General features: G+C 63.7%; 18 protein-coding genes and 1 tRNA gene. 10 read left to right on the forward strand and 9 right to left on the reverse strand.

The genetic code is table 11. From position 1 onward, the window contains the following. Window positions 1–691: phosphotransacetylase (locus L4923_RS29015; RefSeq protein WP_239370580.1), on the forward strand; the 691-nt coding region annotated here is incomplete at its 5' end. A gap of 26 nt (window positions 692–717) precedes the next feature. Here L4923_RS29015 and L4923_RS29020 read toward each other — a convergent pair. The 3 genes from L4923_RS29020 to L4923_RS29030 form a co-directional block, all read right to left on the reverse strand. Further along, complete coding sequence (locus L4923_RS29020) at window positions 718–933, reverse strand: hypothetical protein (protein WP_239370581.1); 216 nt, start codon at window positions 931–933, stop codon at window positions 718–720. Between the two features lie 122 nt (window positions 934–1,055). Further along, window positions 1,056–1,313 carry a hypothetical protein gene (locus L4923_RS29025; protein ID WP_239370582.1) on the reverse strand — a complete coding sequence of 86 codons (258 nt, stop codon included), beginning with the start codon at window positions 1,311–1,313 and terminating at the stop codon, window positions 1,056–1,058. A gap of 84 nt (window positions 1,314–1,397) precedes the next feature. Next, entirely contained in the window at window positions 1,398–2,183 is a 786-nt protein-coding gene (locus L4923_RS29030) for an alpha/beta fold hydrolase (protein WP_239370583.1), read from the reverse strand. 263 nt (window positions 2,184–2,446) lie between these two features. Here L4923_RS29030 and L4923_RS29035 point away from each other — a divergent pair, with 263 nt between their 5' ends. The 7 genes from L4923_RS29035 (at window position 2,447) to L4923_RS29065 (ending at window position 9,143) form a co-directional block, all read left to right on the forward strand. After that, on the forward strand, window positions 2,447–3,028 hold the full coding sequence (locus L4923_RS29035) for a TetR/AcrR family transcriptional regulator (protein WP_239370596.1): 582 nt from the start codon (window positions 2,447–2,449) through the stop codon (window positions 3,026–3,028). 535 nt (window positions 3,029–3,563) lie between these two features. Next, window positions 3,564–4,754 (forward strand): amino acid ABC transporter substrate-binding protein, encoded by a 1,191-nt coding sequence (locus L4923_RS29040; RefSeq protein WP_239370584.1) that lies wholly within the window; start codon window positions 3,564–3,566, stop codon window positions 4,752–4,754. 6 nt (window positions 4,755–4,760) lie between these two features. After that, window positions 4,761–5,639, forward strand: coding sequence for a branched-chain amino acid ABC transporter permease (locus L4923_RS29045; RefSeq protein WP_239370585.1), 879 nt, complete (start codon window positions 4,761–4,763; stop codon window positions 5,637–5,639). Then, complete coding sequence (locus tag L4923_RS29050) at window positions 5,636–6,541, forward strand: branched-chain amino acid ABC transporter permease (RefSeq protein ID WP_239370586.1); 906 nt, start codon at window positions 5,636–5,638, stop codon at window positions 6,539–6,541. The genes L4923_RS29045 and L4923_RS29050 overlap by 4 nt, the downstream gene beginning before the upstream one ends. Then, complete coding sequence (locus tag L4923_RS29055; protein ID WP_239370587.1) at window positions 6,541–7,260, forward strand: ABC transporter ATP-binding protein; 720 nt, start codon at window positions 6,541–6,543, stop codon at window positions 7,258–7,260. Before L4923_RS29050 ends, L4923_RS29055 begins: the two co-directional genes overlap by 1 nt. Continuing rightward, complete coding sequence (locus tag L4923_RS29060) at window positions 7,257–7,970, forward strand: ABC transporter ATP-binding protein (RefSeq protein WP_343304425.1); 714 nt, start codon at window positions 7,257–7,259, stop codon at window positions 7,968–7,970. Before L4923_RS29055 ends, L4923_RS29060 begins: the two co-directional genes overlap by 4 nt. A 39-nt stretch (window positions 7,971–8,009) precedes the next feature. Then, on the forward strand, window positions 8,010–9,143 hold the full coding sequence (locus L4923_RS29065) for an FAD-dependent oxidoreductase (RefSeq protein WP_239370588.1): 1,134 nt from the start codon (window positions 8,010–8,012) through the stop codon (window positions 9,141–9,143). A 16-nt stretch (window positions 9,144–9,159) separates the two neighbouring features. On the opposite strand, the gene L4923_RS29070 is transcribed toward L4923_RS29065, so the two are convergent. Next, the gene (locus tag L4923_RS29070; protein WP_239370589.1) at window positions 9,160–9,507 is read right to left on the reverse strand and encodes a hypothetical protein; all 348 of its coding nucleotides are present in this window, start codon (window positions 9,505–9,507) and stop codon (window positions 9,160–9,162) included. 183 nt (window positions 9,508–9,690) lie between these two features. Between L4923_RS29070 and L4923_RS29075 the strand changes: the two genes are divergently transcribed. Further along, the gene (locus L4923_RS29075) at window positions 9,691–10,629 is read left to right on the forward strand and encodes a hypothetical protein (protein ID WP_239370590.1); all 939 of its coding nucleotides are present in this window, start codon (window positions 9,691–9,693) and stop codon (window positions 10,627–10,629) included. 84 nt (window positions 10,630–10,713) lie between these two features. Here L4923_RS29075 and L4923_RS29080 read toward each other — a convergent pair whose 3' ends face one another. From L4923_RS29080 to L4923_RS29100, 5 genes are all read right to left on the reverse strand, one after another. Then, window positions 10,714–11,310: an IMPACT family protein gene (locus L4923_RS29080; protein ID WP_239370591.1), complete on the reverse strand. Its 597-nt coding sequence runs from the start codon at window positions 11,308–11,310 to the stop codon at window positions 10,714–10,716. Between the two features lie 140 nt (window positions 11,311–11,450). Further along, window positions 11,451–11,852 (reverse strand): SMI1/KNR4 family protein, encoded by a 402-nt coding sequence (locus L4923_RS29085; protein WP_239370592.1) that lies wholly within the window; start codon window positions 11,850–11,852, stop codon window positions 11,451–11,453. A 207-nt stretch (window positions 11,853–12,059) separates the two neighbouring features. Continuing rightward, entirely contained in the window at window positions 12,060–12,485 is a 426-nt protein-coding gene (locus L4923_RS29090) for a group III truncated hemoglobin (protein ID WP_239370593.1), read from the reverse strand. Window positions 12,486–12,587: 102 nt separating this feature from the next. Continuing rightward, a tRNA-Thr gene (locus L4923_RS29095) sits at window positions 12,588–12,663 on the reverse strand. Window positions 12,664–12,824: 161 nt separating this feature from the next. Next, window positions 12,825–13,772, reverse strand: coding sequence for an NAD(P)H-dependent flavin oxidoreductase (locus L4923_RS29100; RefSeq protein WP_239370594.1), 948 nt, complete (start codon window positions 13,770–13,772; stop codon window positions 12,825–12,827). A 412-nt stretch (window positions 13,773–14,184) separates the two neighbouring features. Between L4923_RS29100 and L4923_RS29105 the strand changes: the two genes are divergently transcribed. Beyond that, entirely contained in the window at window positions 14,185–15,273 is a 1,089-nt protein-coding gene (locus L4923_RS29105; protein WP_239370595.1) for a hypothetical protein, read from the forward strand. The last annotated feature ends 130 nt before the right edge of the window (window positions 15,274–15,403 follow it).

Genomic DNA, 15,403 nt, shown 5'->3' on the forward strand with positions numbered 1-15,403 from the left:
GCTCACCTTCGCCGCCATGATGGTGCGCGAAGGCGAGGCCGACGGCACGGTCGGCGGGGCGGTTGCCACCACTGCCGACACGGTGCGGGCGGCACTGCAATGCATCGGCCGCGCGCCCGGCGTCGGGCTGGTCTCTTCCTTCTTCCTGATGATGCTGTGCCAGCCCCATCACGTGAAGAAGGGCGCCTTCGTCTTCGCCGATTGCGGCCTGGTGGTCGATCCCGATGCTGCCGGCCTTGCCGACATCGCCCGCATGTCGGCGCGCTCCTACCAGGCACTGGCCGGTGCTGCGCCCAAGGTGGCGATGCTGTCCTTTTCGACCAATGGCAGCGCTACGCATGAGCGCGTCTCGAAGGTGGTGGAAGCCACCCGCCTTGCGCACGCCGCCGATCCGGAACTGGTCATCGACGGCGAGTTGCAGTTCGACACCGCCTTTGTCGAAGTGGTGAGTGCCGCCAAGGCGCCTGGCTCCGCGCTGCATGGCGAGGCCAATGTCTTCGTCTTCCCCAATCTCGACGCCGCCAACATCGGCTACAAGATCGCCCAGCGCATCGGCGGCGCCACCGCCATCGGTCCGATCCTGCAGGGCTTGAACAAGCCGGCTAATGATTTGTCTCGAGGATGCAGCGCCGAGGACGTGTTCTCGATGATCGCGGTGACGACTGTACAGGCGAATGCGGTGGCGGCGTGAGGCAGACTGTTGGCGAGAAACGTCGATCAGTCCCGATGTGGTGGGTGGAAACGAGCTAACTCCAGCTCCGCATCGGCTAATGCTTGCTCCCAGAAAGCCAGGTCTTCGGGTGTGGCAGGATTAGGCAACGCATTGGCAGCATATGCATCGAGCATCGATTTCGCCGCCTTCCTGCGCGCGGTAGCCGCCTCTAGAAGCAGCTCATAAACATCAGGTTCGGTGGCGCCCTCTGTCTTTTCCATCAGTTTTCCTAACTTGCGCGCCTGACTGGCATTGGAGCTTTGCAGTTGTCTGTCAAACCTGACCTCAGCACAAGCGTGTGGTCAGTTGTTCATGAAGGCACTCTCGAAAAGATTAGAACCGATTATTTACGAGGCTCCAGCGTCACCGATGCACCCAAGGGGACGGCCTTAAGCGAGCTGAGACGAGGTTCCAGCTCGATCGCCGAAGAGATGGATATCAGGCGCCCATCCGACACCTGGTGAGCGAACGTCCCGCACAAAAACTGCCAGTCGCCGTCTTCGTCACGCGCGACGAGGCCTATCGGGTGGCCTTCCAGCACATGGCTGCAGGTAATGCAGGCCAAGCTCTCGGGAAATTCTTCGCCTGCCAATCTTAACATGACATCGTCCACCGAAGTACAGCTTGGATATCTACTCCATCTGCCGGATAACGCGAAGCCCCGCTCGCTCGCAGCGCCGCCTTCCTACCCCCTCCTGAACTCCACGATCGCCTTCGCCACCGCTGTCGGGTTCTCTAGCGTCGGGAAATGCGTCTGGCCGGGGATGTGGACGGGGCGGAACCAGGGGTGGCCGGCGGAATAGTCTTCCTGGAACTTGCGGTATTCGGCCGAGAGCGGCTGCGAATAGATGTGGATGAGCTCGGGCTGTTTCTTCAGCCCTTCCATGCGTTTGAGCGGCGAGCCGTATTTTGTGTAGGCCTTGAGGATCTCGCGGCAGGCGCGCATCCACATCGGACCGGAGAACCAGGCCATTTCCTTCTTCATGTGGTTGATGACGTCGACATTGTCGGTCGTCGCCTCCCATTCGTTGAAGAAGCTGTCGCGGCCTTGCTTGTAGCGCTCAGGGTCCTGCCCGTCCTCGAGCTGCTTGATGAAGCCCGGATGCGGCTGCATCAGCCAGTCGATCAGGATGGTGCGCTCATAGCCCAGCCGCTCGCACAGGCCGATATTGACCCAGCAGCCATGCGAGGTCGAAACCAGCATCGGGTTCTTCGGCGCCTTGAGCTCGATGAAGGCGGCGATGTCGTCGATCAGCTCCTCGGTGCCGAAGTCGCCATGCACGGTCTCGTTGGCGTCATGGCCGCGATAGTCGGGCACCAGCACATGAAATGTCTCGGCCAGCAGCGGCGACAGGTTCTTGAACAGGCGGTTGTCCTGCGCCCAGCCGGACAACAGGATGATGGTGTCGGCCTCAGGGTCCCCGAATTCCAGATAGGCGATCGGGTGGTTGTTGATCTGCACGGTCGGCATCGGTTTCTCCCATTCCTGGCCCGGGCGCGCGGGCTCCATCACTGGCCATCCGTTGCAAGTTTCTTGTTCTATAACGAATGGCGTTCTCTTATGAAAAGAGTCGAAGCCTGTCGATGTCAATAGAGAATGTCGTTCTTTTTTGAGGCGGACGTGCTTAGCCTTGCCCTGGCATGGTCATTTGTCGGCCGGCCGTTTGACCGGCGCAGATTCCGCGCTTAAGCGTAGTGTCTCAAATTCGTGCGAGAGGGGTGATCTTGGCCCGCGTGAAGAATGAAACGGTTCGGCAGGCGATCCTGACGTCGGCGGCGTCGCAGATCGCGATGACCAGCTATATGGACACCACCGTCGCCAAGATCGCCAAGGGCGCCGGCATCGCGCCGTCCAACGTCTATGTCTATTTCGAATCCAAGCTGCAGATCTATTTCACCATCTACACGCCCTGGTTCGAGGCGCAGATGCTGGCGCTGGAGCGCGCCGTGGCGCGGCTGAAGACGCCGGAACGCAAGATTCAGCGCCTCGTCAGCGGCCTGCTCAACGACATCGCCGACGACAAGACCGGCTACACCTCGGCCCTCATGGAAGGGCTGGCCATCGTCATGCCGAAGGACAAGTACAAGCCCGATCTGCTGCACTGGGCCGAGAACAAGATCGTGCAGATCGTCTGCGACGCGATCGAGGGCTCCAAGCCGGAAGACCCGCGCCTGCGCGCCTTCGCACACCTCTTGATGCTGACCTTCGACGGGGTCGCCATGCGCGTGAAGTCGCAACGCGCCGCCAATGAGAGCACCGCCAACAGGAGCGATGTCGAGGAAGCTTTGGTCGGCATGCTGATCGGCAACCGCTAGGTATTTCGGGCTGTTCTGGACCGCTGCGCCTGCGTCCATGTTCCGGAATGGATCCCCGACACTCTCCAGTCGCTTCGCTCCTTACGAGGTCGAGGATGACGGAGCTCCCTATTCGCCTTCGCTAATCGCCGGAGCAGGAGCCAACGTTGGCGATTGGCCTCGGCCACCAACGCAGCCGTCATCCTCGACCTGGTGAGCGACCGGAGGGAGTAGCGAGTGTCGGGGATCCATTCCGGAACTGCGGAGGAATGGAGCCGGCACGAGCAAGCACATGCAGTGCCGATTCCCGCCGCTGGCGCGGCCATCCGCGCCCTCTTCATCGCCCCGCGCCGAGATGCGCAATCGGCTACCTCCAGGCCACGACACACCTCTCGATAAAAGAATATAATTCGCTATTGACACTCTCCTGCATATCGTCGTTCATTAAAGAACGTCATTCGTTCAAGAGTGCGAACACGCACCGGGCCATGATGTGGGAACAGCCCCGTCGGGGGCATGGGAAGGCAGCGCAGCAAGACGCGCCGGAGGAGGACATATGACTTTCACGATAAGCCGCAGGACGTTCCTGGCCGCCGCAGCCCTTGCCCCGGTGACGACGCGCCTGGCGATGGCCGCCGATGGCCCGCTGCGCATCGGCTATTCGATGTGCCTGACCGGGCTGTTCGCACAGGCCGCGCCCTCGCAGGTCAATGCCTATGAGCTGTGGAAGGACCAGGTCAATGCCGCAGGCGGGCTCGACATCGGCGGTGGCCAGCGCCGCCCGGTCGAGTTCGTCAGCTATGACGATCAGTCCAACCCGGCCAACGCCGTGCGCATCTACGAGAAGCTGATCACGCAGGACAAGGTCGACCTGTTGGCCGCCCCCTGGAGCACGCCGATCCATCTGGCGATCGCGCCGGTGCTGGCCAAGCACAAATTCCCGATGGTCGGCAACACCGCTGCTTCCGTGAAGCTGCGCGAAGTGAAGCCCGGCTACATCTGGTTCCCCACCGCCGTCATCCCCGACAAGGTCGGCGAGGAGCTTGCCGCCTTCATGGCCAAGCAGAACGTCAAGACGGCGGCCGTCTTCGCCAACGTCCTGCCGCTGGCGCAGGAGATCAAGACCACCCTTTTGCCGGCGCTGGAGAAGAACGGCATCAAGCTGGTCGCCAATGAGGACTTCCCGCCCGATATCAAGGACATGACGACGCTGATCAGCGGCGCCAACCAGTCCAGCCCCGATGCCTTCATCGTGCTGAGCTATCCGTCGGATACCTTCCTGTTCGCCACCCAGGCCAAGCAGCTCAACGTCAAGGCGCCCTTCGTGCTGTCGCTGATCGGTCCGACCATCCAGGCCTACCAGCAGGCCTTCGGCACCGGCGCCAACAACATCGTGACGGTCGGCCACTGGTCGCCCAACCAGAGCAAGTGGCCGAAGGCCAAGCCGTTCTTCGACGCCTATCTCGCCAAGTACAAGGAAGCGCCCGACGCGCTGGACAGCGTTCTGTCCTTCATGTCGCTGGAGATCCTTCAGCAGGCGGTGGCGACGGCCGGGCTCGACAAGGAGAAGCTGCGCGAGACGATCGCGTCTGCGACCTTCGACACCATCAACGGCCCGGTCAAGTTCGACGGCGTCCAGAACACCACGACGCCGACCTCCTTCCTGCAGATCCAGGACGGCAGCCTCGAACTGGTCTGGCCGGAGCAGATCAAGACCAAGGACTTCAGGCCGAAGACCGGTTGGTGAGAGGCCATGTTCCAGCAATTGTTGTTCGCGGCGGTCGTGTCCGGCGCGCTCTATGCCCTTGTCGCGCTTGGCCTAAACCTCGTCTACGGGTCGCTCAGGCTGCTCAATATCGCGCATGGCGACCTGGTCATGATCGGCGCCTATACGGCGTTCTGGTCTTTCACGCTGCTCGGCATCTCGCCGGTCGTTTCGCTGGCCACCACCACGGTGCTGTGCGCGGCGTTCGGCTTCCTGGTCTATGTCGTGCTCCTGAAACGCCAGCTCGGGTCGCCGGCGCTGGCGCAGCGGCTGGAAGCCAACTCGCTGATCATCTTCTATGGCCTGTCGGTGATCCTGCAGAACGGCGCCTCGCTGGCCTTCAGCGCGACGTCGCGCGGCTACCAGTTCCTCGACGGCGTCCATATGTTCGGCGGCGTTTCGGCCACCGGCAGCATGCTGTTGCTGCTCGGCGTTGCCGCCGCCATCACGCTCGGCGCGCTCGCCTTCCTGCGCTTCCATGTCGCCGGCTGGAGCCTGCTCGCGGTCATCGAGCGCAAGGATGCGGCCGCCGTCGTCGGCGTCAATGTCGAGCGCGTGCAGATGATCTCGATCTGCGCCGGCTTCGCCATTGCCGGCATCGCCGGCGTGCTGGTCTCCATGACGCAGCAGATCACGCCCTTCATGGGCTTTCCCTTCACGATCGCCGCCTTCGTCGTCGTCATCATGGGCGGGCTCGGCAACATCGCGGCCGGCATTGCCGCGGGTTTCGTATTGGGTTTCATCGAGACCTTCGGCGTTGCGCTCACTTCGGCCACCTACCGGTCGATCCTCATCTACGGCATCTTCGTCGGCGTGCTTCTGCTGCGTCCGCAGGGCCTGTTCGGCAAGGCGGTGCAGGCGCGATGACCGGCAAGCCTTTCCAGATCGCTGCCTTCCTTGCCGTCGCCGGCCTGCTGGCGCTGGTGCCGTTGCTCGGCTCCGAATACTGGCTGGGCGTCGCCTTCATCGTCGCCATGTGGATCGCGCTGATCCAGAGCTGGTCGCTGCTGTCGGCGACGACGGGCTACATCTCGCTCGGCCACGCCGTCTTCTACGGCATCGGCGCCTATGTGCTGGTCGTCAGCCTGGACTGGATGCCGGTGCCTTATGCGCTGGCGCTGTCGGGTGCGGCCGCCGGCCTGCTGGCGCTCGTCGTCGGGTTGCCGGTTCTGCGCGTCAAGGGGCCGTATTTCGTCATCCTGACCTTCGGCTTCGCCGAACTGGTCAAGAACCTGGTCATGCTGTTGGAGACCCGTCTCGGCCAGTTCAGCCGCATGATCTTCGACGCGCCGTCGCTGGAAGCGCTCTATTACGCCATGCTTGCTCTGGCCGTCATCGCCACGGCGCTGGCCGCCTGGACCGCGCAATCGCGCTTCGGCCGTGGGCTCGCGGCCATCCGCGAGAACGAGGTCGCGGCCGAAGCCATCGGCGTGCCGGTGACGCGGCTGAAGCTCTTCGCCTTCGTGGCCTCGGCAATCATCCCCGGCATCGTCGGCGGGCTGCTGGTGCTGCGCACCAGCTATTTCGCCGCCGACCAGGCCTTCGATCCGGTCGTCTCTTTCACCATCGTCACCACGGCCATCGTCGGCGGGCTCGGGCGGGTGTCGGGGCCACTGCTCGGCACGCTGTTCCTGGTCATCCTGTCGGAGCTTTTGTGGGCGCGCTTCCCGCAGGCCTACATGATGATCCTGGGCGCCTTGCTCATCGTCTTCATCCTGTTCGTCCCGCAAGGCCTGGCCGGCCTCGTGAGCAAGGGGCTGAAACGCTGATGACCATCCTCGATGTCCAGAACGTCTCCAAGCAGTTCGGCGGGCTGAAGGCGCTGCAGGATGTTTCCTTCGGCGTCGACGAAGGCACGATCTTCGGCCTGATGGGCGCCAACGGCGCCGGCAAGACAACCTTGTTCGGCGTCATCGCCGGACAGATCAGGCCGAATGGCGGATCGATCAGCTTTGCCGGCAAGCCGCTGGCCGGGCAGCGGCCCGACCAGATCTGCCGGCTCGGCCTCGGCCGGACGTTCCAGATCGTGCGGCCTTTCGGCAATCTCACCGTGCTCGACAATGTCATCGTCTCGGCCATGTACGGCTCGGCGCGCGCGCACCGGCTGGCGGATGCGACCGCCGCCGGGCGCCAGGCGCTGGAGGATGTCGGCCTGGCGCCTCTTGCCGGCCAGCTCGCGGCAAGCCTCACTTTGTCCAACCAGAAACGGCTGGAGATCGCCCGCGCATTGGCGACCGGCGCCAGGCTGGTGCTGCTCGACGAGGTCATGGCTGGCCTGACCGCGACGGAGGTCGCCGGGATGACCGAGACGCTGTTCCGGCTGCGGCAGGAGCGCGGCCTCACCATCCTCATCATCGAGCATGTCATGGGCGCGCTGATGAACCTGTCCGACCGCATCCTGGTGCTGGACCACGGCGTGCCCATCGCCATGGGGCCGCCTGAGCAGGTCGTCGCCGACGAGAATGTCCTGAAGGTGTATTTCGGATGACGGCGCTGCTCGACATCAAGGGCCTGTCCGCCGGCTACGGCCCGGTGGTGATCCTGCGCGACATCAGCCTCGGCGTCGAGCCGGGTTCCATCACCGCGCTGGTCGGCCCCAACGGCGCCGGCAAGACCACGCTGATGAAGACGATCCTCGGCCTGATCCGCGCCAACAGCGGCTCGATCGTCTATGACGGCGCCGATATTTCCCGCAGTCCTTCGCACAGCCGTGTCGACGGCGGCATCGCTCTGGTGCCGGAAGGGCGCATGGTGTTCGCGGCGCTGACGGTGGAGCAGAACCTCAGGCTCGGCGCCGTCGTGCCGCGCGCCCATGGCGGCGCGCTGGAGCGGCTGGAGGAGATCTATCGGCAGTTCCCGAGGCTGAAGGAGCGGCGCCGACAACTGGCCGGCTCGATGTCCGGCGGCGAACAGCAGATGCTGGCCATCGGCCGCAGCCTGATGGCGAAGCCGCGGCTGATCCTGCTCGACGAGCCGACGCTGGGGCTGGCGCCGATCATGGTCAAGAAGGTGTTCGAGATCATCAGCCAGCTGCGTGCCGACGGCTACACCGTTCTGTTGTCGGAGCAGAATTCGAAGCTGGCGCTCGAAACCGCCGACCATGGCTACATCATCGAAAACGGCATCGTGACTCTGTCGGGACCGGCGCACCAGCTGGTCGACGATCCGGAAGTGAAGCGCCGCTATTTCGGCATGTGACGAGGCGTGGCCGCAGGCGTGCGGCAAGAGGAGGAAACAATGGCAGGCAAACCAACGGCGCTCATCGCCGGCGCGGGCTTCGCGGGGCTGACGGCGGCAACGGCGCTGGCACAGCGCGGCTGGAAGGTCACCGTCTTCGAACGGCAGGCCGAACTCCGTGCCTCCGGCGCCGGCATCTATATCTGGGAGAACGGCCTGCGCATCCTCGAGGCGCTGGGTTTGAGCGACCTGTCGAAAAACGCCTATCGCGGCCACGCCATGGAACAGCGCGGCCATGACAACGCCATCCTCGACGATGGCGGCCTGCCGCCACAGGTGCGGCTGGTGACCCTGCATCGGCGCGACCTTCTCGAAGGCCTGAAGGGTGCCGCCGAAAGAGCCGGGGTGGAAATCCGCACCGGCCAAGAAGTGATCGGCGCCGGCGCGCAGGGCGAGCTGCTTTTTGCCAACAGGCGCTCCGTGCAGGGCGACCTCGTCATCGGCGCCGATGGCGTCTGGTCGTCGATCCGCAAGTCGCTGGGTCTCGAGCTCAGCCACCAGCAGACGACGGAGGGCGCCATCCGCACCATCATCGAAGGCGACATCGAAGACCTCGGCCAGGGCGGCGAAGACAAATACATCGAATGCTGGTCGGGCATGCGCCGCTTCCTGATCACCCCGCTGGCCGGGCGACAGATCTACCTCGCGCTGACCTGCCAGGACACGGACGAGAAGGGCAGGGCCTACCCGCTCGACAAGGCGACCTGGCGCGCCTCCTTCCCAGCCTGGGCGCATCTCATCGACCGCATCGGCGACGTGCTGGCCTGGAGCCCCTACAGCATCGTCACCGTGAAATCATGGTCGGCCGGCCGCGCCGCGATCCTTGGCGACGCCGCGCATGCCCAGCCGCCGAATCTCGGCCAGGGCGGCGGCATGGCCATGCAGAGCGCGCTGGCGCTCGCCGCCCATATGGAAGACCTCGCCGACCCGCGCGACATCCCCGCCCGGCTGGCCGCGTGGGAGAAAAACGAACGCCCGCTCGCCGAACACTGCCAGCGCTGGTCGTGTCTCTACGGCGAGGTCTCGACGCTGCCTGACGATGTGCGCGCCCGCGCCGTTCCAAGCGCCATGGCCGATCCTTGGGTCCGCTCCGAACTGTTGCGCGCGGCGAGGAGTGAGCCGACGGGGACGTGAGCGGATAAGCAAGCCCTCAGTAAGTCGCCTCGGCCGCCTGAAGCAGCTTGGCGCCGTCTCCCGATGAGAACACCTCGCTATATTGTTCATAGGTGAGGCGGTTCTGGGCGATGGCGTTGACGATGCGCCGACAGGCGGTGCGCGATACCTCGCGCGCCGGGATCTTATGGCGCGCGGCGAACCGGTTCCGCTCCTCGGCGGGGGCACGATCCGCATCATTGATGCAGCTCTCCATTGCGCCTTGCCTGAAGGCGGGGCTGGAGCGCATCTGGGCCTGCCCGACCTCGTAACTCTCTCGCGACGTGCCACACCCGGCAACGCTCAAGCCGATGACGATCAAAATTATGGAGCGGAAGCGGATCATCTGATTTCCTTCGGGCGATCAGCCTAGGCGATGCCGGTCTGGTTCGAAAGCATTGCGCCATCAACTCTCATTTTGCAGGGAAATATCGGCAACCTCGCGGCAGCAGACGTCAGTTGCCTCTACACACACCTCCTCGGTATGGTCCGCCCGGGCGGTTTGATTCTCGGTCACGGAGTGATCCGAATGCCCTTTTACAAGAAGCTCCTGATCGGACTCGCTGCCGTCGCGGTGGTGGCTGCCGTCATCGTCGGCACGGTGTTTTATTTCACCAGCGGCATCAGCGACGCGGCAACGGATTTCTTCGCCACCACCGCCAGCTCCGGCGCACCGGCAGCGTATAGAAAGGCAGCGGGCGGGTTTCGGCAGGCGGTTTCGGAGCAGGAGTTCGAGGCCATCGCCGATCGTCTCGGCCTCGCCGGATTCAAGAGCGCATCCTGGCCGACGCGCGAGATGCAGAACGGCCGCGGTAAGGTCGTCGGAACCGTCACGCTGGAAGGCGATGTCACGCTGCCGGCCACTGTCAACCTCGTCAGGAACGAAGCCGGCCAGTGGCAGGTGTTCAACTTCGAATTGACCCCGCCGGGTGCCAATCCCGGCCAGCAGGCCGCGCAGCCACAAGCGCCTGAGCCGCCGAAGCAGGCGGAGCAAACGCCAGCGCCGCCGATGAAGCCGCAAGCGCCGAAGGCAGCTGAGCAGAAGATCGAATCCACTGCGCAGGCGGGTGACGGCATCAGTGCCAAGATCGGTGACAAGGAGTGGTCATCGTCCGGAACCGGCATGATTGCGGTTGCGCTCGGCAACGTCCTACTGGTCCAGACCACGCCGTCAGTAGAGTCCGGCGACATCGACCTGACCACGCTGAAGCTGCAATTCGACGCGACGTCGCTGCAGGAACAGACGCTGGCACGCGACTGCAACGCCAATGGGCCCTGCATCGAGCTGAGCCGCGACGGACATGAATTCCTGATCGACCGGGCTTCAAAGCAACCCGCGGTGCTGAAGATCACCAAGGCCGACGGCAATACCGTCGAAGGCACCTTCTCCGCCGACATGGAATCGCTGGACGGCAAGGCGGCAATCCGCGATGGCCACTTCCGGGTGACGTTGAAGTCCGCAGGCTGACGGTGGGCTTCTGGCCCGACGTGGGCGTGCGGATTGAGACTCTTGCGCGGGCAATTGCAAGGGGCGGCCCTGGAAGCGACCCCGCTATTTCTCGATCTTGAACGCCGCCCGCCCGCTCGTCAGATCCGCCACCATGCGTGCCATGTTGTCTGCCTCGTCCTTCGGAACCAGGACCGACAGTTCCGCCCCCGCATCGGTGAATGCCTGGCTGCGAAGCTGCGCGCCGGGAAACGCCTCCAGCCGCGCCTGCACGAGAGCCAGATCGCCAAAGCCGCATCGGACCGTCGCCGCTATCGTGTCGACGAGCGGTATCTTTTCCGCCTCCCGCAAGCACATGGCCGCGGTGCCGCCATACGCCCTGATCAAGCCACCGCTGCCGAGCAGCACGCCACCGAACCAACGCGTGACGACGACAGCGACGCGGTCGAGCGATTGACCGTCGATGGCCTGCAGGATCGGCTTGCCGGCCGTTCCGCCGGGTTCCCCGTCATCACTGAATCGATAGGCTTGTCCGATCCGCCACGCCCAGCAATTGTGGTTCGCGGTCTGGTCGGAATGCGCAGCGATGAACGCCTTTGCCGTGCTCTCGTCCGGCACAGGGCTGGCGAACGCGGCAAAACGGCTCTTTTTGATCTCCTGCCGGGCCGCGACGGTCGCCGCCAGGGTGCTGAGGCTGCTCATGCTGCCTTGTAGCGGCGCTCGGCGGCCCGCTTCAAGGATGGCACTTGTGCTGCCCCTCGATTTGTCGGCGAATTGCGTCGTGGCTTATCGATGAGGAGGACGTGACGGCTCGGTTGCCCGCAACTGGTCGTTGCGTGACTTCAACTCCCCTTTCCATGCTCGATCGCTGCGACAAACTCTGCAAAATTACGCCCGAGAACCTCGATCTCTTCCTCTATCGGGCCAGAAAACACAAATGGCACGGATATGAAGTTGCCATCATACACCGCATAGGCTGTTGAACCGGCATTGGACCCGATCAGGAATCTGTTCTGGCCGGACGGAAAAAACTCGTAATCATCAGCACCGATGAGTTCACTGACTGACCACAATTGGAGGTATCCTTCGCCAAGCTCGCCATTGCATCCGTCAGAGCGGAGCAGGAACTCTTCGAAATCGTCCGGCAAATTAACGCCACGCTGCTGCTTGAAGGAGTCGACTGAAGCCTGCGATGCTCCCGGATGTCCATAGGCATGCAAGAACCGGGCGAACGTATTGCTCATTGTTTCTCCCAAGGATGGCGATCCAGTCCGGTCCGAATGAAGATTTCGAGCCATTGCAGGTTCGATCTTTTCAAACGAGACAAGAAATGGAAAGCCCCGACGCACGCTTGAGACGATTGCAGAGCATGCGATCAGCGTGGGCCCAAGGCAGGTCTCGAGGATCGATCATGTCCCGTCACCGACGTTCGAGACCCGCGGTCTGCCGGGTCACATCCGATGGCGCGGGCGACGGATTTCGCCGCGTTGGGTACCGATCGCCATTTCGAAACTGTCGGCGATCCTGCGCGCTCGGATGATGAAGGCGTTCGCTGCCCCTGGCGAGCAGAGCTCTTTCGCCGTGGCCTCGAAGAGCGCCAGCCAGCGGTCGAAATGCTCGTTTTCGAGCGGCAGCGTCAGATGCGGGCGCATCGGGCGGCCATTGTAGCGGCCGCTGCGCAAGGTCACCGACGACCAGAAAGCGGTGATGTTGGCGATGTGCTCATCCCAGTCATGCACCGCTCCGGCAAAAATCGGCCCGATCAGATCGTCCGTGCGGGCGCGGTCGTAGAAGGTGCGGACGAGCCGGGCGATCAGCGCCTCGTCAATGTCTGGATGCGCGACGTTGGGATCCGTCAGGGGATTGTCACTGCTCATATCCGGCAATGTAGTGCCCGCAGCCGTTCGCCTGCATTTCGCATTTTGTCACAGCGGGTGGAGGCGACAGCGCGAGGGAACTCTGCGCCGGAAAACTGGAAGTGGTGCCGCTTGCGTGACTCGAACACGCGACCCCATCATTACGAATGATGTGCTCTACCGACTGAGCTAAAGCGGCCCGGCGGGCTGAAAACCCGCAAGATGGCTGCGTGATAGACGCAAGCCTCGGCAAATTCAAGATGGGTCGTCGCCGATTTTATGGGAAACCCATAGGGTTCGCCGACGACTGTTGCGATGGTGCGGCAATGTCTCGTCCCCCTTGAGAGAAGACAGCGCCGCCTAAGCCGCCAGCCTCATCTTCGCCGCCTCGTATTCGCGCACCAGCCGCTCGACCAGTTCGGCCGCGGGCACGACCTTGTCGACGGCGCCGATGCCCTGGCCGCAGCCCCAGATTTCCTTCCAGGCCTTGGCGCTGCCGAAATCCATCTTGGTCGGGTCGGAGACCGGCAGGTTGTCCGGGTCGAGGCCCTGGGCGCGGATCGAGCCTTTGAGGTAGTTGCCGTGCACGCCGGTGAAGAGGTTGGAATAGACGATGTCGGCCGCCTTGGAGTCCACGATCATCTGCTTGTAGCCGTCCGTCGCGCGCGCTTCTTGCGTGGCGATGAAGGGCGAGCCGATATAGGCCATGTCGGCGCCCATCGCCTGCGCCGCCAGCACCGCGCCGCCATGCGCGATCGCACCCGACAGAAGCAGCGGCCCGTCGAACCATTGCCGGATTTCCTGCACCAGCGCGAAGGGCGACAGCGTGCCGGCATGGCCGCCCGCACCCGCCGCCACCGCGATCAGCCCGTCGGCGCCCTTTTCGATGGCCTTGCGCGCATGGCGGTCGTGGATGATGTCGTGCAGCACGATGCCGCCGTAGGAATGCACGGCGTGGTTCACCTCCTCGACCGCACCCAGCGAGGTAATCACCACCGGCACCTTGTATTTCACGCAGAGCCGGAGATCGTGCTCCAGCCGGCCGTTGCTCTTGTGCACGATCTGGTTGACGGCGAAGGGCGCGGAAGGGCGCTCGGGGTTGGCCGCGTCGTGGCGGGCAAGCTCCTCGGTGATCTCGGCCAGCCAGTCGTCGAGCTGGGCTTCGGGACGTGCATTCAGCGCCGGAAACGAGCCGACGATGCCGGCCTTGCATTGCGCCAGCACCAGCGGCGGATGCGAGATGATGAACAGCGGCGAGCCGACCACCGGGATGCGAACGGTCTTGGTGAGAATGTCTGGCAGGGCCACGCTGCAGTCTCCCTTTGCATTGACGTTTCCGTAAACGTCAATTTCATAGCGCAAGGCCGAAGCCTGGGCAATCGATGGTGTTTCCGTTTTCGTGGAAAGGCTGCCGCTCCCTGTCTCGCGCAAATTGCGGAGGGAAACCGGATCCACACTTTTCCGGAATGGCGTCCGCGACGCTGACGCACGTCTCCCAAAGCCCGCGCAAACTCCAGCCACGGGCGCGAAAACCGGCATCGATTTTGACAACGCGCGATGAGCAGAGCTCAAAAATTGCTTCCTGAAAGCCACGATCGGCGCCAAAAATGCGAATAATAGGTACTGCTTAGGGGCGAATGGCGGCTGCCGACCGTTGATTGATTGTGTTCCGGCGGCTAACCATCAGGAAAATGTGACCGCCGCCCGGAAGGAAATCGATTTGGACCCGATCGAAAAGGCGATCCGTAACGCCTTCGAAAAAGGCAACCCCGACGATCGCGCATTCCGCGAACGGGTCTACCGCTCGGCCTTTGCCGCGCTCGACCGCGCCTTGCTGGCCAATCCGAACGTCACCGTCGAAGTGGCGATGAAGCGCCGCAAGTCGATGCAGGCCAAGATCGCGGAGATCGAATCGGAGTTCCTGCCGGCGGTGCAGGACATCGCACCCGAGGTCGATCTCGACGGAGAGATGGACGAGCGTGCGCCATCGCCTGCCAGCCAGCTCGGCGGCCGCGTCGAGCCGTCGCTCGGCGATGATGCATCGCGCTCCCGTGTGCTGCCGGTGGTGCCCGACATCATCCCGGAAGGTTCGTTGCCGCCTTCGCCCGAGGAAAGAGTTCTGGCCGGCAGCCCGCAGGTCGCGCCGGAGCGCGACAAGCGCCGCATCGGCCGCCGCCTGCCGCTGACGGCGATCTTCTTCGGCGTGACGATCCTGGCGCTCATCGGCATCGGCCTGTGGTGGGCGCTGCAGTCGAATGCCTTCAAGACCGGCGAGCAGCTCGGCCAGCCGCCGGTGCAGACGCCGACCGTGTCGGACGAAGATTACGAACCGGAAGGCGCGCCGAAACTGTCGGGCGAAGAAGCGCAGAACCGCAACTGGATCAACGTCTTCTCGCCGGACAATCCGGCACAGGTGGCGACCCCGTCGGACGCGAAGGCGGAAGTGATGAAGGACGATTCCGGCTCCTTCCTGCGCGTCACCTCCGGCGCCTCCGGCTCCGCGGTTTCTTTCGACGTCGGCCAGGGCATACTGGAGCAGATCGCCGGCAAGAAGGCGGTGTTCGACATCATCGCCCGTGCCGAGGACGGCAAGGAAACGCAGATGTCGGTCGACTGCAATTTCGGCGAACTCGGCGATTGCGGCCGCAAGCGTTACGCCGTCGGCAACGAGCGCAATGAATATCTGTTCGACGTCCAGCTGCCGTCCAGCCGCCCCGGCGCGGCCGGCACCATCGCCATCAACTCCGACTTCGACAAACAGGGCAAGTCGGTGGATATCTACGAGATCCGGGTCTCGGTGACGGAGTAGGAGCGCGGCGCCTCTATCTCCCCCCTTGCGGGGGGTGAGGGCCTGGTTCGCCACAGGCGAATTGAAAGGTCCAGTGGACCTTTCAAAAGGCACGAACGCCTGAGGTCATAGCCGAAGGCCGGGTAGCGAT

Source organism: Terribium retamae, assembly GCF_022347545.1.
Lineage (GTDB): Bacteria > Pseudomonadota > Alphaproteobacteria > Rhizobiales > Rhizobiaceae > Mesorhizobium > Mesorhizobium retamae.

What these genes read in the sequence shown, in the direction of transcription:
- L4923_RS29060 (WP_343304425.1), top strand. Translation starts at nt 7,257, where the DNA reads ATGACGGCGCTGCTCGACATCAAGGGCCTGTCCGCCGGCTACGGCCCG.
- L4923_RS29090 (WP_239370593.1), bottom strand. Translation starts at nt 12,485, where the DNA reads ATGAGCAGTGACAATCCCCTGACGGATCCCAACGTCGCGCATCCAGAC.
- L4923_RS29025 (WP_239370582.1), bottom strand. Translation starts at nt 1,313, where the DNA reads ATGTTAAGATTGGCAGGCGAAGAATTTCCCGAGAGCTTGGCCTGCATT.
- L4923_RS29045 (WP_239370585.1), top strand. Translation starts at nt 4,761, where the DNA reads ATGTTCCAGCAATTGTTGTTCGCGGCGGTCGTGTCCGGCGCGCTCTAT.
- L4923_RS29040 (WP_239370584.1), top strand. Translation starts at nt 3,564, where the DNA reads ATGACTTTCACGATAAGCCGCAGGACGTTCCTGGCCGCCGCAGCCCTT.
- L4923_RS29030 (WP_239370583.1), bottom strand. Translation starts at nt 2,183, where the DNA reads ATGCCGACCGTGCAGATCAACAACCACCCGATCGCCTATCTGGAATTC.
- L4923_RS29050 (WP_239370586.1), top strand. Translation starts at nt 5,636, where the DNA reads ATGACCGGCAAGCCTTTCCAGATCGCTGCCTTCCTTGCCGTCGCCGGC.
- L4923_RS29070 (WP_239370589.1), bottom strand. Translation starts at nt 9,507, where the DNA reads ATGATCCGCTTCCGCTCCATAATTTTGATCGTCATCGGCTTGAGCGTT.
- L4923_RS29085 (WP_239370592.1), bottom strand. Translation starts at nt 11,852, where the DNA reads ATGAGCAATACGTTCGCCCGGTTCTTGCATGCCTATGGACATCCGGGA.
- L4923_RS29020 (WP_239370581.1), bottom strand. Translation starts at nt 933, where the DNA reads ATGGAAAAGACAGAGGGCGCCACCGAACCTGATGTTTATGAGCTGCTT.
- L4923_RS29065 (WP_239370588.1), top strand. Translation starts at nt 8,010, where the DNA reads ATGGCAGGCAAACCAACGGCGCTCATCGCCGGCGCGGGCTTCGCGGGG.
- L4923_RS29080 (WP_239370591.1), bottom strand. Translation starts at nt 11,310, where the DNA reads ATGAGCAGCCTCAGCACCCTGGCGGCGACCGTCGCGGCCCGGCAGGAG.
- L4923_RS29075 (WP_239370590.1), top strand. Translation starts at nt 9,691, where the DNA reads ATGCCCTTTTACAAGAAGCTCCTGATCGGACTCGCTGCCGTCGCGGTG.
- L4923_RS29055 (WP_239370587.1), top strand. Translation starts at nt 6,541, where the DNA reads ATGACCATCCTCGATGTCCAGAACGTCTCCAAGCAGTTCGGCGGGCTG.